This window comes from Novosphingobium sp. UBA6272 (assembly GCF_002440635.1).
Classification (GTDB): Bacteria; Pseudomonadota; Alphaproteobacteria; order Sphingomonadales; family Sphingomonadaceae; genus Novosphingobium.
On sequence record NZ_DJUW01000033.1, the window covers coordinates 13,062 to 36,188 of the forward strand.

Annotated in this window: 21 protein-coding genes; 7 read left to right on the forward strand and 14 right to left on the reverse strand. The window is 64.3% G+C overall.

Going from position 1 to position 23,127, the window contains the following annotated elements; translation table 11 throughout:
• Positions 1-4 precede the first annotated feature (4 nt).
• Positions 5-1,267, forward strand: a complete 1,263-nt coding sequence (locus B2V17_RS15105; protein WP_292999088.1) for an SAM-dependent methyltransferase — start codon at positions 5-7, stop codon at positions 1,265-1,267.
• 2 nt (positions 1,268-1,269) lie between these two features.
• On the opposite strand, the gene B2V17_RS15110 is transcribed toward B2V17_RS15105, so the two are convergent.
• The 4 genes from B2V17_RS15110 to B2V17_RS15125 all read right to left on the reverse strand — a co-directional run bounded on the left by B2V17_RS15110 (position 1,270) and on the right by B2V17_RS15125 (position 4,741).
• A complete protein-coding gene (locus tag B2V17_RS15110) occupies positions 1,270-2,595 on the reverse strand; it encodes an acyltransferase family protein (RefSeq protein WP_292999090.1) in 1,326 nt (441 codons plus the stop codon).
• 96 nt (positions 2,596-2,691) lie between these two features.
• Entirely contained in the window at positions 2,692-3,393 is a 702-nt protein-coding gene (locus B2V17_RS15115) for a hypothetical protein (protein ID WP_292999092.1), read from the reverse strand.
• A gap of 115 nt (positions 3,394-3,508) precedes the next feature.
• Complete coding sequence (locus tag B2V17_RS15120; RefSeq protein ID WP_292999094.1) at positions 3,509-3,946, reverse strand: DUF1801 domain-containing protein; 438 nt, start codon at positions 3,944-3,946, stop codon at positions 3,509-3,511.
• Positions 3,947-3,949: 3 nt separating this feature from the next.
• Positions 3,950-4,741, reverse strand: coding sequence for a DAPG hydrolase family protein (locus tag B2V17_RS15125; protein WP_292999096.1), 792 nt, complete (start codon positions 4,739-4,741; stop codon positions 3,950-3,952).
• A gap of 106 nt (positions 4,742-4,847) precedes the next feature.
• Between B2V17_RS15125 and B2V17_RS15130 the strand changes: the two genes are divergently transcribed.
• Complete coding sequence (locus B2V17_RS15130) at positions 4,848-6,062, forward strand: argininosuccinate synthase (RefSeq protein ID WP_292999098.1); 1,215 nt, start codon at positions 4,848-4,850, stop codon at positions 6,060-6,062.
• A gap of 853 nt (positions 6,063-6,915) precedes the next feature.
• On the opposite strand, the gene B2V17_RS15135 is transcribed toward B2V17_RS15130, so the two are convergent.
• The 8 genes from B2V17_RS15135 to B2V17_RS15170 all read right to left on the reverse strand — a co-directional run bounded on the left by B2V17_RS15135 (position 6,916) and on the right by B2V17_RS15170 (position 16,133).
• A complete protein-coding gene (locus B2V17_RS15135) occupies positions 6,916-7,320 on the reverse strand; it encodes an NUDIX domain-containing protein (protein WP_292999100.1) in 405 nt (134 codons plus the stop codon).
• Positions 7,320-8,567: a class I SAM-dependent RNA methyltransferase gene (locus B2V17_RS15140; protein WP_292999102.1), complete on the reverse strand. Its 1,248-nt coding sequence runs from the start codon at positions 8,565-8,567 to the stop codon at positions 7,320-7,322. Before B2V17_RS15140 ends, B2V17_RS15135 begins: the two co-directional genes overlap by 1 nt.
• Complete coding sequence (locus B2V17_RS15145; RefSeq protein ID WP_292999104.1) at positions 8,564-9,964, reverse strand: NAD(P)H-hydrate dehydratase; 1,401 nt, start codon at positions 9,962-9,964, stop codon at positions 8,564-8,566. Before B2V17_RS15145 ends, B2V17_RS15140 begins: the two co-directional genes overlap by 4 nt.
• Positions 9,948-11,807, reverse strand: coding sequence for a dihydroxy-acid dehydratase (gene ilvD / locus B2V17_RS15150; RefSeq protein ID WP_292999106.1), 1,860 nt, complete (start codon positions 11,805-11,807; stop codon positions 9,948-9,950). The genes B2V17_RS15145 and ilvD overlap by 17 nt, the downstream gene beginning before the upstream one ends.
• Before the next feature lie 322 nt (positions 11,808-12,129).
• Positions 12,130-12,852 (reverse strand): N-formylglutamate amidohydrolase, encoded by a 723-nt coding sequence (locus B2V17_RS15155; protein WP_292999108.1) that lies wholly within the window; start codon positions 12,850-12,852, stop codon positions 12,130-12,132.
• Entirely contained in the window at positions 12,849-13,646 is a 798-nt protein-coding gene (locus B2V17_RS15160; protein WP_292999297.1) for a 4-(cytidine 5'-diphospho)-2-C-methyl-D-erythritol kinase, read from the reverse strand. Before B2V17_RS15160 ends, B2V17_RS15155 begins: the two co-directional genes overlap by 4 nt.
• A gap of 26 nt (positions 13,647-13,672) precedes the next feature.
• Positions 13,673-14,425: a hypothetical protein gene (locus B2V17_RS15165; protein ID WP_292999110.1), complete on the reverse strand. Its 753-nt coding sequence runs from the start codon at positions 14,423-14,425 to the stop codon at positions 13,673-13,675.
• Positions 14,426-14,483: 58 nt separating this feature from the next.
• Entirely contained in the window at positions 14,484-16,133 is a 1,650-nt protein-coding gene (locus B2V17_RS15170; RefSeq protein WP_292999112.1) for an electron transfer flavoprotein-ubiquinone oxidoreductase, read from the reverse strand.
• 82 nt (positions 16,134-16,215) lie between these two features.
• Between B2V17_RS15170 and B2V17_RS15175 the strand changes: the two genes are divergently transcribed.
• The 5 genes from B2V17_RS15175 to B2V17_RS15195 all read left to right on the forward strand — a co-directional run bounded on the left by B2V17_RS15175 (position 16,216) and on the right by B2V17_RS15195 (position 21,067).
• A complete protein-coding gene (locus tag B2V17_RS15175) occupies positions 16,216-16,983 on the forward strand; it encodes a hypothetical protein (RefSeq protein WP_292999114.1) in 768 nt (255 codons plus the stop codon).
• 129 nt (positions 16,984-17,112) lie between these two features.
• The gene (locus B2V17_RS15180; RefSeq protein WP_292999299.1) at positions 17,113-18,804 is read left to right on the forward strand and encodes a lytic transglycosylase domain-containing protein; all 1,692 of its coding nucleotides are present in this window, start codon (positions 17,113-17,115) and stop codon (positions 18,802-18,804) included.
• Entirely contained in the window at positions 18,794-19,321 is a 528-nt protein-coding gene (moaB, locus tag B2V17_RS15185; RefSeq protein WP_292999116.1) for a molybdenum cofactor biosynthesis protein B, read from the forward strand. The genes B2V17_RS15180 and moaB overlap by 11 nt, the downstream gene beginning before the upstream one ends.
• Positions 19,321-19,716: a hypothetical protein gene (locus tag B2V17_RS15190; protein ID WP_292999118.1), complete on the forward strand. Its 396-nt coding sequence runs from the start codon at positions 19,321-19,323 to the stop codon at positions 19,714-19,716. The genes moaB and B2V17_RS15190 overlap by 1 nt, the downstream gene beginning before the upstream one ends.
• A gap of 271 nt (positions 19,717-19,987) precedes the next feature.
• Positions 19,988-21,067 carry a PA0069 family radical SAM protein gene (locus B2V17_RS15195; protein ID WP_292999120.1) on the forward strand — a complete coding sequence of 360 codons (1,080 nt, stop codon included), beginning with the start codon at positions 19,988-19,990 and terminating at the stop codon, positions 21,065-21,067.
• Here B2V17_RS15195 and B2V17_RS15200 read toward each other — a convergent pair.
• Positions 21,064-21,471, reverse strand: a complete 408-nt coding sequence (locus tag B2V17_RS15200) for a DUF1330 domain-containing protein (protein ID WP_292999122.1) — start codon at positions 21,469-21,471, stop codon at positions 21,064-21,066. The genes B2V17_RS15195 and B2V17_RS15200 overlap by 4 nt on opposite strands.
• Positions 21,471-23,060 (reverse strand): long-chain fatty acid--CoA ligase, encoded by a 1,590-nt coding sequence (locus B2V17_RS15205; RefSeq protein WP_292999124.1) that lies wholly within the window; start codon positions 23,058-23,060, stop codon positions 21,471-21,473. The genes B2V17_RS15200 and B2V17_RS15205 overlap by 1 nt, the downstream gene beginning before the upstream one ends.
• Between the last annotated feature and the right edge of the window lie 67 nt (positions 23,061-23,127).

Sequence of the window (23,127 nt, forward strand, 5' to 3'; positions counted from 1 at the left end):
GCCCATGTGGTTACTCAACAAAATGCTCTCCGCGCTGGTCAAGGAAGGCCAGTTACGCGTTATCGATCACGACGGCAGCGAATACCGCTATGGCGATCTTTCCGCCGATCCGGTGACGATCCGCTTTACCGACAAAGGCGCGGCCCTGCACGTCGCCAAGGACCCCCGGGTCGGCGCGGGCGAAGCCTATATGGACGGGCGGCTGGTAGTGGAGCCACCGCACGATATCCGCGACATGGTCCTGCTAGTGATGATGAACGCCAACCGCGGCAAGGGGATCGGTGCGCCGAACCCCCTGAAGCGCGGGATCGACTGGATCTTTGCCAAGGCTGACCAGATCAACCTGCGGGTCAAGGCCAGCAAGAACGTGGTCCACCACTATGACCTGACCCGCCAGTTCTATGAGCTGTTCCTCGATGAGGACCGGCAATATACCATGGCCTACTTCAAGGACCCGGCAAACTCGCTGGAGCGCGCGCAGGTCGACAAGAAGGCCTTGATCGCCGCCAAGCTGCGGCTGGAGCCGGGCATGCGCCTGCTAGATATCGGCTGCGGCTGGGGCGGGCTGGGCCTTTACATGAACCGCCATTTCGGGGTCGAGGTACTGGGCGTTTCGCTCGCTCCCGATCAGGTCAAATTCGCCAACGAACGCGCCGAGGCGGCCGGCGTGGCCGACAAGGTCAAGTTCCAGCTGACCGACTACCGCGATGTTAGCGGCCCGTTTGACCGGATCACCAGTGTCGGCATGATCGAACACGTCGGTGCACCGCACCTGCCCGAATATTTCGCCAAGACCAACGAACTGCTGGCCGATGACGGGATCATGCTGACCCACACGATCGGCCGCACCAACGGCCCCGGCACAACCGACAAGTGGACCCGCAAATACATCTTCCCCGGCGGCTATATCCCAGCGATGAGCGAACTGGTCAGCGCCTGCGAAAAGACCGGCTGGGAAATCGCCGATATCGAGGTGCTGCGCTATCACTACGCTCACACCCTGGCCGAATGGTACCGTCGCACGACAATGCACGAAGCCGAGATTACCGCGCTCTACGATGCCCGGCTGTTCCGGATGTGGCAGTTCTACCTCGCGGGCGCTGAGCAGAGCTTTGCCCATGGCGGCATGGTCAACTTCCACATCCAGAGCGTCAAGAACCGCAGTGCCGTGCCGATGACGCGCGACTACATCAGCCAGGAGGCGGCGCGGCTGTCAGCATTGGATGAGGCTCCGGAATGGCATCTGGAGAAGCAGGCGGCGGAATAAGGTCAGCGATCGAACCGCTTGGCCAGCGTATAGGCCGGACCGAACCCGACCAGCGCCGCGCCGATGAACGGCAGCGCCACCACCCAGATCCGCAGCCCCGTCACCCCTTCCGGGCTGGCGATGCTGATCGCGGCGGTCAGCGTGAGGCCAAGGCAGATCAGTCCGAGGCCCAGGATCAGGCGCCAGTGGGGCACCTGCTTCAATTCGCCATTCTTGGCCGCGCTGCCCATCCGCTCAAACGGCGAGAAAATTGCGATCAGCGGCAAGGTCACGGCGATATAGAGGGCGAACCAGACCGGGCGGGCGAGCCACCAATCGGCGCTGCCGGGCGCGACATCAAGCCCCACCCCGCCCATCAGCCAGGCCGCGACCATCACCAGCACGAAGGCGGTGAGGTGCCAGAGGTAGACCGTCATGATCATCCCGTTGACCAGCACGGTTGCCGTCCACAGCCAGGCCGTGCCCAGCAGGCGGCGCATGACCGGCTCCAGCGCCAGCGCGAGACCGATCTGCATGTTACCCAGCGCGAGCAGCGCCAGCGTGGGCGGCATCGAGTTCGACAAGTCATTGCCCGGCACCCCGATCATCGCCACCGGATAGGGCCCGAACCGGACCAGCGCGGACAACACAGCCAGCGAAACCAGCCCCCAGATCAGCGGCTGGCGGAACCGCCCCTCTTGCCAGGCATAGCCGAGCTGGTGGATCGCCAGCCAGACGAACAGGAAATTGAGCCAATTGACCACCGGAATGCCCAGGCCGATCGACAGCCAATCGACCAGCACCGCGCCCGAAACGAGCGCCCAGAAACTGCCCATCCCCCAGCGTTGCCAGGCAGCATGGGTGAACGGAACCAGCGCCGAGACGATCAGATAAACCGCCAGAAACCAGACCGGGATCAGCGCCAGCTGCGCCGCCATCTTGACCACTTCGCGCTCGATCCCCAGCGTTGTCCCCGCGATTGCGATCACCGACCAGACCAGGAACAGCGGCATCACCGGGTTGATCAGGCGTTGCACCCGCCCGCCGAACCAGTCGGAAAAAGTCCCGCCCTTGGCTCTGGTCGCGGCCCACGAAACCCCGTTGGAAAAGCCGCCGACGCAGAAGAACAGCGGCATCACCTGAAAGCCCCAGGTCAGCCACTGGGTCCAGGGCAGGATGCCGAGCAGGTGCCCGCCTTCCACCGCGCCGTCCTTCATATAGGGCGCAGCGACCAGCCAGTGCCCAACCACCACCGCCATGATCGACAGCGCGCGCAGGAAATCGACGTAGCGGTTCCGCTCTGGCGGAGCCTTGCCCGCCATCTCCGCCGCCTTGCTCCACATACCCATTTCCGGATCTTCCCTGTCATCACAAGCGAGTGGCGGACAGGATGTGGGGTCAAGGCGCTTGGAGTCAAACAGGTTGCGGGAAAAATCCGTGGGCGATCATTGACGGGCGGCGCCATTTCCAGGGGCAGCCTGGCCGGAAGGCGTCGGGCTCGACGATCCAGCAACAGCCGGTAGTTCCGGACATTTCCATTTATGGTCATCCGGCAAAGAAAGTCGGGGCGCAGCTGCCGCGTACTTCTTGCCATCTGCACCAGTCACTTCAAAGCCATAGTCGGTGGGGCAGTGTTTGCCATCCGCAGCCAGCGTAAATTGGCTCGCGTCATTTGGATTGGCCACAAACGGAAGGCGGACTGAGCCTTTGATCAGCTCAACCTTGTAAGGAGGCGTGCCGCCAGCCAGCGTTGCGGCGATTGCTCCGTCCGCGGCAACGGTCGTGGTAACCCCAACGGCTGTGTTCGACGGTGCCTGGCTTGAAGTGCCGAAGTAGAATCCCACCACCGTCCCGCAAATTCCAGTGAACACCAAGAATATCTCCCGGCCCATGCGAAACTGCTTTTCGAATTCATCGGCTTTCCCGGTCTCAACCCCCATCGCCCGGTTGAGCAATATTCCGCCATAACCAACAGTTGCCGCCACGATCACAACCATCAGCAACGCCCGCCCCGGCTCGATCCCGGATAGCCATGCCAGGTCTGGATTTTGTGCAAACTTGTAAAGGAATATACCAATAAATCCCGCGATGCCGACGGTCAGAACCGAACCCGCCGTCAATTTCACAGCTTCTTTCAAGTTGGCCATTTTGCGATACTCCCATCAGCCTTGCCGTCCTTGAGCGGCAAGATGGGATCTGCATTGATTTGTTCATCCGCGCCGTGATTGCGGTCACGCAGGCCAAAATCGTCGCACTAGAGGTTCACTTTGGATACTTCTCGTTCATCACGTCCCAGCTGATCGCCACCAGCCGCTCGAGCACATCCAGATCCACATCGGCCAGCTTCTTGATATAGAGGCAGCTCTTGCCGGTGGTGTGCTTGCCCAGCCGGGCGAACAGGTCATCGACTTCGGCCTGGCGATCGCAATAGTTGCCCATCAGGTAGAGCGTCATCGCCGCCTTGCGCGGGCTGAATCCGCCGCGGCACATAGTGCCCTCGCGGCCGCTGTCGTATTTGTAGTTGTAGCTGCCATAGCCAATGATCGAGGGGCCCCACATTTTCGGCTCCAGCCCCGTCACCCGCCGGTGCATCGCATCGATCACCGCCGCTTCCTCGCGCCGCCGCGCGTCGCCCTGCGCGGCAATGAAATCCGCTACGCTGATTTCGGTCGCCGTGGTTTTGAGTTCAGCTTTAGCCATGGCTTACTCCCCTCCAAATCGCTGGTGCAACGCCGGCAGGATCGCCGCCAGGTGGTGCATCTCTTTATAGCAATGCTGCAACAGCGCCAGCCCGATACCGTCGTTCGCCAGCTTGCGGCGCGGGCCCGGGCGGTTGAGCAGCAGGGTTAGCAGTGGGCCCAACAGCGGAACCTGGCTGCGCAGCTCTCCCAGGTGAAAACGGCTATGCATCACGCAGCCATCGGCGGCATTCTCGATCAGGTGGACCAGCTGGCTGCTATGCATCCGCTCTCGCCGCAGCGAAACATTGGCGCAAACTGCGGTACCCATCGCATCGACTTTTGCCGCATCCAATCCGAATTCGGCAGGCGGAACAAAGGCGATGGCCAGCCTGGTCATTTGCGGGCCGATGAATTCGTCCACCGCGCTGACATTGCCGACATAGCGCGGGCGGCCAATCGGCAAGTGCCGGCAATCGAGCGCCAGCTGCGATTTCCTGTGCGCCTCGGGATGCCACAGCCGATAGCGTGCGCTGGACAGGCTGTGCCAGCCGAACCACCAATCCCACATTTCCGCAGTAACCCCCGGCATCGCCGTGGTGCATGCCACGGTCATGGTGCCGTCCGGGTGGCGCCAGGCACCGTCCTCCACCTTGTCGCCACCTGGATCGGTCATCCGTGCGAAAGGGGTGAATGGACCATCCGCCGAGCGCACCCCATGCGCCAAGGCCGGGATCATGGGTGGCGGTGCCACGCGCAAAGGGCGCAGATAGCCCGACAGGTCATGTGGCTCTGCAATCTCGATCCAGCGTGTCATGGCGGCGAAGCTATCGCAGGCCGCGGAAATCGTAAACGCAATCGTTGCGCCCTGCCCCCCCGCCTGCTAGCCGCGCCCCCGCACATTTCAGCGGGAGTCGTCGATCATGTCCGATATCAAGCGCGTCGTTCTGGCCTATTCGGGCGGGCTCGATACCTCGGTGATCCTGAAGTGGCTGCAAGTGACCTATGGCTGCGAGGTGGTGACCTTCACCGCTGACCTCGGCCAGGGCGAAGAGCTGGAGCCGGCCCGGGCCAAGGCCAAGCTGATGGGCGTGCCGGACGAACACATCTACATCGACGACCTGCGCGAGGAGTTCGTCCGCGATTTCGTCTTCCCGATGATGCGCGCCAATGCGCGGTACGAGGGCGATTACCTGCTCGGCACCTCCATCGCCCGCCCGCTGATTTCCAAGCGGCTGGTCGAGATCGCGCACGAAACCGGCGCCGACGCGGTCGCCCACGGCGCGACCGGCAAGGGCAATGACCAGGTCCGGTTCGAGCTCTCGGCCTATGCGCTCGATCCCAATATCAAGGTCATCGCCCCGTGGCGCGAATGGGACCTGACCAGCCGCACCGCGCTGATCGCCTGGGCCGAAGCGCACCAGATCCCCGTCCCCAAGGACAAGCGCGGCGAAAGCCCGTTTTCGACCGACGCAAACCTGCTGCACACCTCGTCCGAGGGCAAGGTGCTTGAAGACCCGTGGGAAGAAACCCCGGACTATGTCTATTCGCGCACCGACAATCCGGAAAACGCGCCGGACCAGCCGGAATACATCACCATCGATTTCGAGCGTGGCGACGGTATCGCTCTGAACGGCGTGGCGATGTCGCCCGCCACATTGCTGACCGAGCTGAACACGCTGGGCAAGCGCCATGGAATCGGCCGGCTCGATCTGGTCGAGAACCGCTTCGTCGGCATGAAAAGCCGCGGGATGTATGAAACCCCGGGCGGCGAGATCTATGCCCGCGCGCACCGCGGCATCGAATCGATCACGCTCGATCGCGGCGCAGCGCACCTCAAGGACGAGCTGATGCCGAAGTATGCCGAGCTGATCTACAACGGCTTCTGGTTCGCGCCCGAGCGCGAGATGCTGCAGGCGGCGATCGACCTCAGCCAGGAAAAGGTTTCCGGCACCGTCCGGCTCAAGCTCTACAAGGGCAATGCCAGTGTGGTCGGCCGCAAGAGCCCCAATTCGCTCTATTCGGAACGCCACGTCACCTTCGAAGACGATGCCGGCGCTTATGACCAGAAGGACGCGGCGGGCTTCATCAAGCTCAATGCGCTACGCTTGCGATTGCTCGCGCAGAGGGACCGGTAACGAATTTCGCACGCCAAGGCGCGAGGATGTTGCGTCAGCACGGCGGGCGATCGTTTTCTCGTCGGTCGCCATTTGGATCGCGCATGGAGAAAAGAGCAGATTCGCCGCAAGCGAGAGCTCTTGGCGTCTTGGCGTGAGGGATTTGCAAATCCAGAACACCTGCGAATCTGCTGCAAGCAGCGCACTCGATCAATCTGTCCACCGCACACACGGAGTTATCCACCGTCAAAGTGGCCGCCTGTGGATAAGTGCAGCATTTTCCGCTTGCGCGACTCACTTTCGAGGCGCAGCTTCAAGTCATCGAGAGCGTGGAACCGCACTTGAAGTTCCGGCGGGAAACCGTTGAAACGGATAGGGAAAACATAAACCTCACGATCTGGCAGCGATGCCCGCAGCAGTGTCGGAAAACACGCCTCAGGATGACTTCGGTCTGAATCTGGCGAACCGCAGATGCAGCGAGCGGCGCGCAGTCAGCAGGCTGCTTCACCAGCGGTCGGAAAGGGCGGAAGGAAAGCGGAAGGCTTCGGCCGGAAGCGGATCGGAAGGCCCGGAACGGCAAGGCGGAGTTGCAGTCACGGAACCGCCAGGCGGAAGGGAAAGGCTCTCGGGCCGGAACCAACCGCCTGACGGAACCGGACGCCGGCAGCGGTGTAAGGCGATGAAAGCCGGCTCTTCACGAGCCACCGAGTAGCAGAAGGAACCGTCGAGAACGGTCCGCAAGGGTCGAACGAAACAGTTTTGAGAGCTCCCTCGGGAACGGCGATCGCCCAAGTCGCCCGAAACCAGAGCAGGCGAGCGTGGGGCTGGTGGAAACACCGGCCCCATTTGCATTTTAGCATTCAAGTTCCAATTGCTACCCCTCGGCACGCAACTGGGCGGCAAGGGTCCGGAACAAGCCAGGATAGGAATCGAGCGCAAGGTCCGGGAGTTCGGTAGCTCGCAGAGGTTCGATCCAGCAAAACTCTGAGTGCTCGTCTCCCAACAGCGTAGGCTCACCGCTCCAGGCAGTGACCAGGTAGACATGAAATCGCTTGGACTGCCGCCTTGCCTCAAACCTTGCCAGTTCCGTCCAGCCCGTCGGCACGATGCCGATTTCCTCAGAGAGCTCGCGAATCAACGCTTGATTGAGTGATTCGCCAGGTTCGACGTGCCCGCCAGGAAAGCTCCAGCAATCAGGCCAGGTCGAGCGCTGCGCACTACGACGGACCATCAAAATCCTGCTCTGACGCAACAGCAGCCCGTTGACGATATCGTCCATCAGCCGCCTTGCCGCACAAACAGACTCGCCAGTTCCACATGGGTCGACCAGCGAAACTGACCCACCGGCCTTAGTTCCTTCAGCACAAATCCGGCCTCCACCAACGTGCGCGCATCCTTGGCCCAGCTGGAAGGGTTGCAGCTGATAGAGACCACGCGGGGCACACTGCTCTCGGCGATCCGCTCAACCTGCTCGCGCGCGCCGGCCCGGGGTGGATCGAGCAGGACGGCGGCGAAGCGGTTGAGCTCCTCGGCCAACAGCGGATTGCGAAACAGGTCGCGGTGGAGCGCGTGGATCGGCTTGCCGCTAATCCCGGCGGCGGCCTTGCAGGCCAGATGCGCATCGCGGGCGGCCTCGGCGGCGAGCACCCTGGTTTCGGGTCCGGCCAGCGCGAAAGCAAAGGTGCCGAGCCCGGAAAACAGGTCCGCGACTGTACCGCAGCCTGCCAGCCATTCTCGCGCGGCGGCAACCAGAACTGCCTCGCCATCCTCGGTCGCCTGCAGGAAAGAGCCGGGCGGAAACGGCACTGCCACGCCGGACAGCGTGATAGTGACCGGCTCAGGCTCCCACACCGTATCCGGACCATAGCCGCTATCGAGCGTCAGCCGCGCCAGCCCCTGGTCCCGCGCAAAGTCGAGCATGACTTCGGTCAGTGCCAGCCCTTCGGCGCTGAGGCCCTTGATGCCAAGATCGACACCCTGGTCGATCAGGGTCAGTTCCACGTCGGCGGCCATCTTCGAGCGGGCATGCTTGCCCTTCTTCGGCTTGCCCTGCCCCTGCCCCAGCGCAATCAGCAGCTTGCGCAGCGGCGCAAGGACCGCGACCAGTTCGGGCCGCAACACCGGACATTCGGCCAGTTCGACCAGTCGGTGCGATCTGGCCTCGCGATACCCGATTACCACCCGCCCCTGCGAGCTTTCCGCCCGCAGCGAAGCCCGGCGGCGGCTACCCGGCGGGGAAAGATGCGGCGCGGCAATATGCTCGGCGCCCAGCTCATGCGCGCTGGAGGCATTGCTGACCCGCGCTTCGACAAACTGCGCCAGGCTCTCCTCATCCAGCTGTTGCAGCTGACACCCGCCGCACTGGTCGAAATGGCGGCAGGGCGGCTGAACATGGTGCGGCCCCCATTCAAGGCTGCCGTCGCCGCGCAACAAGTCCCCCGGCGCCGCACCCCAGGCAAAGTTGCCCGACGCGGTAACGCCGTCGCCCTTGGCGGCGATGCGGATGATTTCTTCAGCCTGGCTCACAGGCAGGCCGCGTAGGCGCTCCGCACGGTCTCGGCAAGCCGCCCGGCGGTAAAGGGCGGACGGCACAGCCGCGCGGCCTCTGCATGCAGCCACAGGCCCTGGCAGGCGGCCACGAACGGCTCCGTGCCACAAGCGAGGCGGCTGGCGATGGCTCCGGCAAGGACGTCTCCTGTCCCGGCGGTCGAAAGCCAGCTGGAGGCGCGCGGCGCGAAGGCAAGGCGGCCATCGGGCGCGGCGATCACGCTATCGGGCCCTTTTGCCACCACCAGCATGTTGGCCGCCTTGGCGAGCGCGACGGCGCGTTCGACCTTGCTGCCAGCCGCGTCGAGGCCAAAGGCGCGCTCCAGCGCGAACAGCTCGCCATCGTGCGGCGTCGCGATCAGCGGCGCCTTGTGTTCGGCCAGCAGCCGCGGCCCGAGCAGTACCAAGGCATCGGCATCGAGCACGGCAGGGCGCTGCTCGGACAGGGCAATTGCCAGCCGTTCCCGCGCTTCGCCGCCGCGCCCAAGCCCCGGCCCGATCAGCAAGGCTGAAATCCGCCCATCCAGCAAGGCTTCGGCCAGCGATTGGCGATCGACTACCAGATCGGCGGGCGCATCGATCGGGTCTTCGGCATAGATCCGGACATAGCCAGCCCCTGCCCCTTGCGCCGAACGCGCCGCCAGCAGCGCCGCCCCTGGCATCGCGCCGGCCACCACGCCGAGCAGCCCGCGGGTGTATTTGTGCGCATCCGCAGCCGGAGCGGAAAGCAGCGGCGGCGTTACCACGCACGCCGCGCCTTCGACCGCGCCGATCCCGATCTCGACCACCCGCAGGGTGCCCATCGCCGCCGCAGCGGGCATCAAGAAATGGGCGGGCTTCCAGGCACCGAGCGCGATTGTGATATCGTAATCCGGCAGGTCGCGGTTGAGCGGCTGGCCAAGGTCGGTATCGATCCCGCTGGGCAGATCGATCGCCACGCGCTTGTCATGCGCGGCGGCAAGCCGGGTGAGCAGGGCATGATGCTCCGGGATCAGTGGACGGGTCAGCCCGGTCCCGAACAGGCAATCGACCAGGACCTCGCCCGAACGATTGGCCGAAGCATCGAGCACCGTACCGCTGTAGGCCGAGCGGGCATGCTGCGCCGCCGGTGTGGCCGGATCGGCCGCCGTGAATACCGCAACATCGCCGCCAAGCTGGCGGATCGCTTCGGCGATCACCCAGCCATCGCCACCGTTGTTGCCGGGGCCGCAGAGCACGGTGACTGTGCGCCCGCCGCAGATCCGCCAGACCCATTCCGCCGCGCCCTGCCCGGCGCGCTGCATCAGTTCCTCGACGCTGGTATCGCCGTCAATCAGCGCCATTTCCGCCGCACGCATTTGCGCGGCGGTGAGGACCTGATCAGCCGCGTTTGGCATTTCCGCTCAGCTGCGAAACATCGCGCACGGCACCGCGCGCCGCGCTGGTGGTCATCGCGGCATAGGCCTGCAGTGCGGCCGAAACCTTGCGCGGGCGCTCCTTGGCCGGCTGCCAGCCCTTGGCATCCTGCGCGGCGCGGCGCGCGGCCAGCACTTCATCCGATACCGCCAGATTGATAGTGCGGCCGGGAATGTCGATCTCGATCAGATCGCCGGTCTCAACCAGTCCGATTGCCCCGCCTTCGGCCGCCTCGGGCGAGGCATGGCCGATCGACAGGCCCGAGGTCCCGCCGGAAAAGCGACCGTCGGTGAGCAGCGCGCAAGCCTTGCCCAGCCCCTTCGACTTGAGATAGCTGGTCGGATAGAGCATTTCCTGCATGCCCGGACCGCCCTTGGGTCCCTCGTAGCGGATCACCACCACGTCGCCGGCCACAACCTGCCCGGTCAGGATCGCGGTGACGCTGGCATCCTGGCTTTCGAACACCTTGGCAGGGCCAGTGAACTTCAGGATGCTGTCATCGACCCCGGCGGTCTTCACGATGCAGCCGTCCAGCGCGATATTGCCATAGAGCACGGCCAGCCCGCCATCCTGGCTGAAGGCATGTTCCTTGCTGCGGATCACGCCGTTCTCGCGATCAAGATCGAGCTCTTCCCAGCGGCGGCTCTGGCTGAACGCTGTCTGGGTCGGCACTCCGCCCGGCGCGGCCTTGAAAAAGGTCTGCACCGCCGGGTCGTTGGTGCGCTTGATGTCCCACTTGCCCAGCGCATCGGCCATGGTCGGGCTGTGCACGGTCGGCAGATCGGTGTGGAGCAGCCCGGCCCGGTCAAGCTCGCCCAGGATCGCCATGATCCCGCCAGCGCGGTGGACGTCTTCCATGTGGACGTCGCTCTTGGCCGGGGCGACCTTGCTCAGGCACGGTACCTTGCGGCTCAGCCGGTCGATGTCCTTCATGGTGAAGTCCAGCCCGGCCTCATGCGCGGCGGCGAGCAGGTGGAGCACGGTATTGGTCGACCCGCCCATCGCGATATCGAGGCATACGGCGTTCTCGAACGCCTTGAAATTGCCGATCGCGCGCGGCAGCACCGATTCATCGTCCTGCTCGTAATAGCGCTTGCACAGCTCGACTACGGTGCGTCCGGCCTGCAGGAACAGCTCCTTGCGGTCCGAATGGGTGGCGAGCTGCGAACCGTTGCCGGGCAGCGACAGGCCCAGTGCCTCGGTCAGGCAATTCATCGAGTTGGCGGTGAACATGCCCGAGCACGATCCGCAGGTCGGGCAGGCCGAACGCTCGATCGCCTTTACTTCCTCGTCAGAATAGCTGTCATCGGCGGCGGCAACCATCGCATCGACCAGATCGAGCGCGACTTCCTTGCCGCGGAGCACGACCTTGCCGGCCTCCATCGGTCCGCCGGAAACGAACACCACCGGCACGTTGATCCGCATCGCCGCCATCAGCATGCCGGGAGTGATCTTGTCGCAGTTGGAAATGCAGACCATCGCATCGGCGCAGTGGGCGTTGACCATGTATTCGACCGAGTCGGCGATCAGGTCGCGGCTGGGCAACGAATAGAGCATGCCATCGTGACCCATCGCGATCCCGTCATCGACGGCGATGGTATTGAATTCCTTGGCAACCCCGCCCGCCGCCTCGATCTCGCGCGCGACCATCTGGCCCAGATCCTTCAGGTGGACGTGGCCCGGAACGAACTGGGTGAAGCTGTTGACCACCGCGATGATCGGCTTGCCGAAATCGCCGTCCTTCATCCCCGTCGCCCGCCACAGCCCCCGCGCGCCGGCCATGTTACGGCCATGGGTGGAAGTGCGGGAACGATAGGCGGGCATGATCGGGACTCCTCGTGTCGGTCCGCTCTTGCGAGGTTGCGGTGTGGGGTCAAGAGGAAGATTGGTTCACGCAAAGGCGCGAAGGCGCAAAGATGTTGCGTACGCGATCTGCTGTTGGTTGTTATCTCAGAGAAAGAAGGGGTTCGCGCAGAGGCGCGGAGAAGAAAAGAGAGGCGCTGAGATGTCGCACTAGCGGCGAAGCCGCTTTCAGATTCACAGAGTCGGGCTTTTTGCAACGTGCGGAAAAACAAGCCGCCTTCGGCGGGAGGGCTACGCCCCTCTGCGCCTCTCCTTTCTTCTCTGCGTCTCTGCGTGAACCAATCTACTCCAGCCGCAAAGCGACCGCATTGGCGATCCGGCTCAACCGTTCCGCCCAGCGCGCCTGCCCCGCTGCATCGCCGATCTGATCCTGTCGCACTTCGATGCCCAGGTAAGGCCGGCCATCGGCCTCGGCATGGCGGTTCATGGTGTAGTTGAGCAGCTTGCCCGAATAGGGCTGCTGGTCGCCCACAACCAGCCCCTCGGCCTCGAGCATGGGGATCGCGATCCGGGCCGCACGGTCATCCTGGTTGTAGAGCACGCCAACTTGCCAGGGGCGCGGCTCTTCGCTGGAGGCGAGCTGCGGGGTGAAGCTGTGCAGCGAGAGGATCAGCGCCGGCGGGGCGCTGTCGAGCACATCCGCCAGTGCGGCGTGGTAGGGGTGAAAGAACCGATCGAGCCGGGCGAGATGGGCCGCGTGATCGAGCGCGTTGCCGGGGATCGCGTGGCCATCGCTGGCGATCGGGATCACCGCCGGCGCGTGCGGCTCGCGGTTGCCGTCGCAGACCAGCCGGCTGACATTGGCCTGAAACGCCGCGATGCCGGGGCGCTGGGCCATCAAGGCGCCGACTTCGGCCACGCCGATATCCACCGCGATGTGCTGGCTGAGCAATGCGGGATCGATGCCGAGCTCGATATCGTCCGGCACGCGGTTGGAGGCATGGTCCGACACCACCAGGATACCACCAAACCGCGGGGTGCCGAGCAGGCGGAAGGCTTCACTCATCGCAGCGCTCCGGCCATGGTCCACCATTCGCGCGGCATGGCTGCCTGGGCGGCATCGCGGGCCGCGGCATCATTGTAGAGCGCAAAGCAAGTCGCACCCGATCCAGACATGCGCGCCAGCCACGGATCAGTCGCGTGCAAGGCCGCCAGCACTTCGGCCACCTGTGGGCACAAGGCGATGGCCGGAGGCTCAAGGTCGTTCCGGCCCGCCTGGGCGATTGCCGAAACCGCGCCTTGCCGCATCGCCCCGCGATCCAGCCCGTCCCAGCCCTTGAACACCGGCCCGGTGCTCAGCGGCACGCGCGGGTTGACCAGCAACACCGGCATGCCCGCCAGATCGTTCTCGATCGGCTCAAGCTCTGTTCCCGTGCCGCGCCCGATGCAAGCCTCGCTGCGGACACAGGCCGGCACATCGGCGCCCAGCTGGGCCGCCCGCGCATGCCAATCATCAGGCAGGCCATATTCCCGCTCAACCAGCCGGAACACCGCCCCGGCATCGGCCGAGCCTCCACCCAGTCCCGCCGCAACCGGCAGGTTCTTCTCCAGCATCACCGCCCAGCCCTGGGGCCGAGGCAAGGCCGAGAGTGCCTTCATGACGATATTGTCGAAGGGATCGGTCAGCGCGCCGCCAAACTCGCCCAGTGTCCGCAGTTCATCGCGCGCAGCCGGCTGAACGCTCAGCATGTCCCCCGTATCGACGAAGGCAAACAGTGTCTCAAGGTCGTGATACCCATCATCCCGCCGCCGCCGGACATGCAGCGCTAGATTGATCTTGGCATAGGCGGTTTCGATCATCGGGGTGTTTGCACGGGCATTGCCGCTCACATCTCGGAAGCATCATAAACCAGGCCGACCTTCAACCCCGATCGCTCAGTCGCCTCGATTGCAATCAGATCGATCCCGCATTCATTGCCGCAATCGTTGTAAGTCTGGTCAAGCAGCGCGGCTACATAATAGCGGTCACGGGCTGGACGGCAGCCCTTTGCCGCGGCGACCTGCTTGAGTTTGGCGCGATAGGGTTGCCACTGCGCCTTGGTCATTACCTTCATCGATGCGACGACGGAACGCGCCAGTTCCGGGGTCTCGCAGCGATAAAAGATCGCGATCTCCTGATCCATCCCGCGTGCGTCGAGCCAACCATCGATTGCGTGCGATTCTTTCCAGCTCGCCAATTCGGTGCGAGCAAAGCCATTGTTGTTGCCTTCGTCCACAATCCCGATCACGGGGGTGGCTGCGCTGCCCATTACTCCGCGGTAGACGATGTAGCTTTCCTTGCCGTCAGCCAAGGTAAGTTCCACCCGGGCGACCACCGTCTTGATGATGATCGTTCCGGTCCGCGGCGAATCCTGCGCACAGCCGGTTGCCTTCAGCCCCGCAAAATATCGTTCGGTATCAGTGATATGGTTGTTCGGAGCCGGTTTGACCCGGTAATAGTCCGCCAGCATGGTGCGCGCAGCCGCTTCAGTGGGGCAGATCGTAGTCGAAAAGCCGTCAGGAATGTCGACATGGTCCGGCAGCGGCAAAGCGGCTGCGCCACTTGCCAGCAGAGGCAGCAAAACAGTCGATCCCCACATCGGAACCTCCATGGCTAGCCGAACGGCGTGAAGCCCTCCCCGCTACGGGGAGGACATATCACATATTCGGGTAGTTCGGCCCGCCGCCACCTTCCGGCGTCACCCAGTTGATGTTCTGGGTCATGTCCTTGATGTCGCAGGTCTTGCAGTGGACGCAGTTCTGGGCGTTGATCTGAAGGCGCGGGTTGCCTTCTTCCACGCCGAGGAATTCATAGACCCCGGCCGGGCAATAGCGTGCTTCGGGCCCGGCATAGTGCGCCAGGTTGACCGTGACCGGGATCGCCGGGTCCTTGAGCTGGAGGTGGCAGGGCTGGTCTTCCTCGTGGTTGGTGAAGCTCAGCGCCACACTGGACAGGCGATCGAAGCTGACCACCCCGTCGGGCTTGGGATATTCAATCGGCTGGTAGAGGTCGGCGCGCTGGATCGAATCGGCATCGCGGTGATGCTTCATCGGCTTCCACAAGCCAAAGCCGAACAGGGTACGCAGCCACATGTCGGCCCCGGCCAGGATCGTGCCAAGGTCTCCGCCCCACTTGGCGACCATCGGCTCGGCGTTCTGGACCAGCTTGAGTTCCTTGGCGATCCAGCTGTCACGCACTGCAGCGTCGTATTCGGCCATCGCATCGTGTTCGCGGCCCGCAGCGATTGCGGCGGCAGCGGCCTCAGCGGCGAGCATACCGCTCTTCATCGCAGTGTGGCTGCCCTTGATCCGGGGCACGTTGACGAACCCGGCCGAGCAGCCGATCAAAGCGCCGCCCGGGAAATCGAGCTTGGGTACCGATTGCCAACCGCCTTCGTTGATGGCGCGGGCGCCATAGGAAACGCGGCGACCGCCTTCCAGGATCGCGCGGATTTCCGGGTGCTGCTTCCAGCGCTGGAACTCCTCGAACGGATAGACGTAGGGATTCTTGTAATCGAGCGCGGTGACGAAGCCGAGCGCAACCTGGCCACCCGCCTGATGATAGAGGAACCCGCCGCCCCAGCTGTCGCTTTCGCTGAGCGGCCAGCCCTGGGTGTGGATCACCCGGCCCGGCACGTGCTTGTCGGGATCGATGTCCCACAGTTCCTTGATGCCGATCCCGTAGACCTGCGGTTCGCAGTTCGCTTCAAGATCGTAGCGCGCTTTAAGCTGCTTGGTCAGGTGCCCGCGCGCGCCTTCGGCGAAGAAGGTGTACTTGGCGTGGAGTTCCATTCCCGGCTGGTAATCGCCCTTGTGGCTGCCATCCTTGGCCACGCCCATGTCCTGGGTCGCCACGCCCTTGACCGAGCCGTCTTCGTTGAACAGCACTTCACTGGCCGGGAAGCCGGGGAAGATTTCGACGCCCAGTTCCTCTGCCTTGCCGGCCAGCCAGCGGCACAGATTACCGAGGCTGCCGGTGTAATTGCCGTCATTCGACATGAACGGGGGCATCGGCCAGTGCGGGACCGAGTAGTGCTTGCCCTTGGTCAGGACCCAGTGCCAGTTGTCCGTCACCGGGGTTTCCGCCATCGGACAGCCCTGTGTCCGCCAATCGGGCAGCAGTTCATCCAGCGCCTTGGGATCAACGACCGCGCCCGACAGGATGTGCGCGCCGACTTCGCTGCCCTTTTCGAGGATGCAGACGGACAATTCGGGATTGACCTGTTTGAGCCGGATCGACGCGGCCAGGCCAGCCGGCCCGCCTCCGACGATCACAACGTCATACGGCATCGATTCGCGTTCGCTCATGTCCCTGTTCCTACAGCCTGCAATTGCGCATATCTGGCCCAGACCCTTGATTGCTGTGCAAGGTGAGGTCAAGACCCGACTGGTGACTTTCTCCGGACCATCAAACCGCACGGGCGGGCCTCTTGCAGGCGATATCGTCGCCGCGCTTGCTTGGTGGCGCGAGGCGGGAGTCGATTTCGACTATGACGAGGCCGCGCGGGACTGGCTGGCGGGCAGCGCACCTGCCGCTACGGATCAGCCGGAGCCCGCCGCCTATACCCCGCCTCCACCCCCGCCGGCACCGCCTGCGCCCCGGATCGGCGGCGCTGGGCAAGACTGGCCGGCTGATCTGGCGGGCTTCACCCAATGGTGGCTGACCGAGCCTTCGCTCGATTCCGGACAGGTTTTTGACCGGGTCCCGCCGCGCGGACCGCAAGGCGCGGAACTGATGGTGCTGGTCGATCACCCAGAGGCGGGGGATTCGCAGGTCCTGCTTTCGGCCGAGCGGGGCCGGCTGCTGGACGCGATCCTGGGCGCGATAGGGATTGCACCCGATCAGGCCTATGTCGCCAGCCTGCTGCCGCGCCACATGCCGATGCCCGATTGGCCCGCGCTGCAAGCGGCGGGTCTGGGCGATCTCGCGCTGCATCACGTGGCTTTGGCCGCGCCGCGGCGGCTGATCAGCTTCGGACAGCACGTCTCATCGCTTCTTGGCCACGACCCGACGAAAACCGCTGAACCTTTACGGCATTTTTACCATGTAGGCCCGAGCATTCCGGCCCTGGCAGCGCCGGGGCTTGATACCCTGATGGCGCGGCCACGGGGCAAGGCGGCCTTGTGGCGGGCCCTGCTGGATTGGCAGCAGGCCTGAAACGGTCCGCCAGGACAGAGCGGGGACCCTATTTCAGTGCATTTCGCCACCAAGTATCCACTGGCAGGACTGGCCGTAGCGCTGGCCGTGCTGGGCGCGCCGCAGGCCGCCAGCGCGAATTCCGCCGCGATGGAATACTTCGCCAAGCGCGCCAACCGTTCCGAGGTTCCGTCCCTGCTGGGCGCGGAAGACCGCGCCTTTTATCGCGATCTGTTCGCGGCGATCGAGCGCGGCGACTGGACCAAGGTCCAGGCGATGTTCGCGCAGCGCCCCGATGGCCCGCTGCACCAGGTGGCCCGCGCCGAATATTTCCTCGCTCCGAATTCGCCGAAGATCGAGCTTGAGCAGCTTGACGCCTGGCTGGCGCGCGGAGTTACCCTGCCCCAGGCCGAACAGATCGTCACCCTGGCGCAAAAGCGCGGCGCGACCAGTTCGCCGGCGCTGCCCCAGCCGAACCGACTGGTCAGCCTGCCCAGCTTCGCCAAACGGATCCGTCCGCGCGAAAGCGCTGACGGGACCATGCCCGGTTCGGTCGCTGCGGCGATCAACGGCAAGATCAAGGCCGACGACCCGGCCGGGGCGAAAGCTGTGCTCGACGGCATCGACAGCCAGCTTTCCCCGCGCACCCGCGCCGAATGGCGATCCAAGGTGGCGTGGAGCTTTTACATCGAGAACAACGACGCCGGGGCCTATGCCTTGGCCCAGACCGCGCAGGACGGTGCCGGTCCGTGGGTGGCCGAAGGGTGGTGGATTGCGGGACTCGCCGCCTGGCGGATGGATGACTGCACCGGCGCCGCCGATGCCTTTGGCCGCACCGCGCAGTTGTCCGAAAATGCCGAGCTGACAGCCGCGGGCCATTACTGGCAAAGCCGCGCGCTGGTCCGTTGCCGCCAGCCGGAAAAAGCCGCCCTGCCGCTCAAGGCCGCGGCGCGGATGGACGAAACGCTTTACGGCATGCTGGCGATCGAACAGCTCGGCGTGGCCGTACCCAAAACTCACGAAGCGCCTGATTTCACCCAGTCCGACTGGCAATCGCTGCGCGACGTGCCCAATGTCCGGGCGGCGGTGATGCTCTCGGAAATCGGTCAGGATGGCCTCGCCGACGAAGTATTGCGCCATCAGGCCAAGATCGGCATGGCCAACCAGTACCAGCCGCTCTCCCGCCTGGCCCGCAGCCTCGGCATGCCGGGGACGCAAATGTGGATGGCCTACAATGCCCCGCCGGGCGGCAAGCCCGAACCGGCGGCGCGCTTCCCCACGCCGAAGTGGACCCCGGTCAACGGCTGGAAGGTCGACCCGGCGCTGGTCTATGCCCATACCCTGCAGGAATCGGTGTTCCGGACCAAGGTGGTCAGCCCGGCCGGCGCGCGCGGGCTGATGCAGATCATGCCGGCCGCGGCCAAGGACCACGCTGCCAAGCTTGGCGTGGCGGGCAATGCCAGCGACCTCGGCAAGCCGGAAGTCAACCTGGCATTCGGGCAAAAGCACCTTGAAATGCTGCGCGATTCCCCCGGCACCCAGGGCCTGCTGCCCAAGGTGATGGCCGCCTATAACGCCGGGCTGACCCCGATCGGGCGCTGGCGTTATGAAATCCGCGACAAGGGCGACCCGCTGCTGTGGATCGAAAGCGTCCCCTATTGGGAGACGCGCGGCTATGTGAACATCGTGATGCGCAACTACTGGATGTACGAGCGCCAGGCCGGTGGGCCCTCGGAAAGCCGCATGGCACTGGCTCAGGGGCTGTGGCCGACTTTCCCGGGCCTGGCCGGATCGCAGGCGGTGCGGATGCGGCCCGACGGGACTGTCCTTTATGGCCGTTGATCCGGCCCGGCAATTCAGGCCGATCAACATCGCGGTGCTGACCGTGTCCGACACCCGCGACATGGCCAGCGATACCTCTGGCGCATTGCTGGAAGAGCGGATCAAGGCCGCCGGGCACCGGCTGGCAGCACGAGCCGTGGTCAAGGACGACGTTCCGACCATCTCCGACAAGCTCAATTCGTGGATCGATGACGGGCTGGCCGATGCGATCGTCACCACCGGCGGCACCGGCCTGACCGGCCGCGACGTTACTCCGGAAGCGCTCGACCGGATCAAGGATAAGGACATTCCCGGCTTCGGCGAGCTGTTCCGCTGGATCAGCTATCAGAGCATCGGCAGCTCAACCGTACAGAGCCGCGCCTGCGCCGTACTGGCGCGCGGGGTCTACATCTTCGCCCTGCCCGGATCGAACGGCGCGGTGAAGGACGGCTGGGACGGAATCCTCGCCGAGCAGCTGGATAGCCGCAACCGGCCATGCAATTTCGTGGAACTGATGCCACGGCTCAGGGAAGTTTGATGCGACGGGTCGCGGGCATAGTCTTTGTCTCGCTGGTCGCCGCCTGCTCGACCGCGCCTCCAATCGCATCAACCGGCACCGCTCCTGCGCGAACAGAATGCAGCGTCAGCGAGGCTGATTTGATCGCCAATCGATCTCTGACCTGGCGGGAGTTCGATCAGGAAGCTGCCACGCCGACAAGCTGGCGCGCACTGATGGCGCGTGAATGCTATGATTCTGCGGTTCGCGCCTACGCCGATTATCTGGTCTATGGGCCAATTCCGGTCGGCGAACGCTGGCAGACCTCGGCACGGTTTCATCTTGGCCAGTCGCTTGCCTCTGCCGGACGGACTGATGAGGCTGCACGCATGATTGCGACTGCACGGCGTGAAACCGAAGTCGGAGGGCTGCGATAGAACCCCTATGTGCAGGGAACCTATGCATTCCTGATGCGAGATCGCGATGGATTGGCAAACGCGCTGACAGAGCTGAAGCTCCATCCCGGACAGTCCAACGCAATCAATGCAGGCGTCCTGTCAGGCCTGCTGCATTGCTGGGACAAGCCCTATCAGGAGGCGGCTACACCGGCGTGTGTCCGCGCTAGCGGTTACGTCAGGCCGCAAGAATAGAACTTGTCGCGTACTGGAATGGATTGCGGATTCGTTCCTTTTATGTTCTCATGCAGTCATGAGTCACCCCTCGCCCAACCACGGCCGCGGCGCGCAATCTGGTGCCGTCCCGCAGCGCTTCGGCCTAAACGCGCGCGAGGCGGATGGGGAATGGCTTGACGCCCGGGATGAGGTCGACGGACCCGGCCCGAAGCTGCGCACCACGGTGACTGAGGAGAAGGCGCGGACGATCCTGTCGTTCAACCAGTCGCCCGACATTCCGTTCGATCGCTCGGTCAACGCCTATCGCGGCTGCGAGCATGGCTGCGTCTATTGCTATGCCCGCCCGACTCACGCCTACCACGACCTCTCACCCGGCCTCGATTTCGAAACCAGACTGTTCGCCAAGCCCAATGCGGCAGAATTGCTGCGCCAGACGCTGGCCAAGCCGGGCTACAAGCCCGCACCGATCGCGATGGGGACCAATACCGATCCCTACCAGCCGATCGAGGACCGCTACCGGATCACCCGCGCGGTGCTGGAAGTCTGCCTGGAGGCGCGGCACCCGGTGACGATCACCACCAAGTCGGCACGGGTTGTGCGCGATCTGGATCTGCTGGCCGAACTGGCCCGGCTGAACCTGACTGCGGTGTCGATCTCTGTCACCAGCCTTGATCCGAAACTCTCCGGCCTGCTCGAACCCCGCGCAAGTTCGCCCGCCAAACGGCTCGATGCGCTTGGAAAACTGGCTTCGGCCGGCGTGTCCGCCCATGTTTCGGTTGCCCCGATCATCCCCTCGATCACCGATGAATTCATCGAGGGCATTCTCTCGGCGGCCGCAGCGCGCGGGGTCAAATCGGCCAGCTGGATCATGCTGCGCCTGCCGCATGAAGTAGCCCCGCTGTTTCGCGAATGGCTCGACGTCCATTATCCCGACCGCGCAGGCAAGGTCATGTCCATCGTCCAGTCGGTTCGGGGCGGGAAGGACAACGATCCCGGCTTCTTCACCCGGATGAAGCCGCTGGGGCCCTGGGCCGACCTGTTCCGCACCCGCTTCCGCCTCGCCGCCAGGCGCCTTGGCCTCAACCGCGAGCAGCCCGTGCTGGACTCCGGACAATTCGTGCGGCCCGAAGCCGATGGGCAGATGCGGTTGCTCTAGCCGCGAAAGCGGATCAACCGGCTGTCCGCCACAGCCGCCGTCCGGTGCGGCACGACGTCGCGGACATATTCCTCATTCTTGACCATTGCCATGAACAGGCCGCTGTTTGGATAGCCCATCACGAAGGCCTCGTCCCATTCGCCTGCCGGACCAGTGACCACGCATTCGATCGGCGCTTCCCATACCATCGCCGCGCCATCGTCCGCGACCACGCGCTGGAAGCCTTCCTTGTAGATCGCATAGGCCTCGCGCCCGGTCAGGCCCTTGCCGTGGTTGGGGTGGCCTTCGGGGTATTCCGCAAGTTCACGGAACTTGATCAGGTTGAGCATGTGGATCGGCGTGTCGCGCGGCAGGTCCTTGAAGGCCTGCCAGTTTTCGCGGGATGGATCGACGTAGCCAACCATCAGGCATCCACCAGCTTGTAGTCGCGGAACTGTTCGCGCAGGTCCTTCTTGCTGACCTTGCCGGTGCCGCCGTGGGGAATCTCCGCAACGAACTCAACCGCGTCGGGTAGCCACCATTTGGCGCAGGTCTTGGCCAGGTGAGCCTTGATCTCGTCACCGGTTACTTCCGCCCCGGCCTTCTTCACCACCACCAGGATCGGACGCTCGTCCCATTTGGGGTGATAGATCCCGATCGCGGCTGCCTCGGCCACCGCCGGGTGGCTCATCGCCGCGTTCTCAAGCTCGACCGAGCTGATCCATTCGCCGCCGCTCTTGATCACGTCCTTGGTCCGGTCGGTCAGCTGCAAGGTGCCATCCGGATGCAGGATCGCGACATCGCCGGTGTCGAACCACTGTTCGGCGTCGGTGGCGTCGGCTTCGGCCTTGAAATAGCGCTTGATCACCCAGGGCCCGCGCACCTGGAGCGCGCCGCTGGTCTGCCCATCGCGCGGCAGCACCTTGGTCGGATCGCCCAGATCGACACAGCGCAGCTCGACCCCGAACGGCACCCGGCCCTGCATTTGCTTGATATCGAGCTGGCCTTCGAAATCCTTGTCTTCCCAGTCAAAGGTTTTCGCCCCGGTCGTGCCGATCGGGCTGGTTTCGGTCATGCCCCAGGCATGCGCAACATGGACACCGGCCTTCATCAGCCGTTCGAGCATGAAGCGCGGCGCGGCCGAGCCGCCGATGATGGCGTGGCGCAGCGTCGGTAGCGTGGTTCCGGTTGCGTCCATGTGCTGGAACGTCGCGAGCCAGACTGTCGGCACCCCGGCCGAATGGGTCACCTTCTCGCGGTTCATCAGATCGCACAGCACTGCGGCATCGTTGACCGCGCTGAACACGAACTTGATCCCTGCCGCCGCGCCCGACCACGGCAGGCCCCAGCTGGCCGCGTGGAACATCGGCACTACCGGCAGCATTACCGCCGTCGCATCGAAATCGAAGATCGCCGGCTGCAACCCGGTGATCGCGTGGAGCATGGTCGAGCGGTGCTCATAGAGCACGCCCTTGGGATTGCCGGTGGTGCCGCTGGTGTAGCACAGCATGCACGGATCGCGCTCATCGCCGGTCGCCCATTCGGTCTGGCCGTCCTCGGCCCCGATCCAGTCCTCGAACTCGCCATTGTCGTAGCAGATGTAGTGCTTGATCGTGGTCCAGCGCGGCTTCATCCGCTCGACAATCGGCCTGAAGGCCGCGTCATAGAGCAGCACCTGATCTTCAGCGTGATTGGCGATGTATTCCAGCTGGTCGTCGAACAGCCGCGGATTGACGGTGTGGAGCACCCCGCCCACGCCCACCGCACCGTACCAGCTGACCAGGTGGCGCGCATGGTTCATCGCCAGGGTGGCGATCCGGTCGCCCTTCTGCACCCCCAGCTTGCGCAGTGCCTGGGTCATCTTCAGCGCATCGCTGCGGACCTCGCCCCAGGTCGTGCGGGTTTCGCTGCCATCGGCCCAGCGGGTGACAATTTCGCGGCTGCCGTGCTCGCGTGCGGCGTGATCGATCAGGTGGGTGACCCGAAGGTCCCAATCCTGCATGGCTCCCAGCATTTACCTCTCCTCAGTTCCAGCTCCTTCGAGACGGGCCTTCGACTTCGCTCAGTCCCTCCTCAGGATG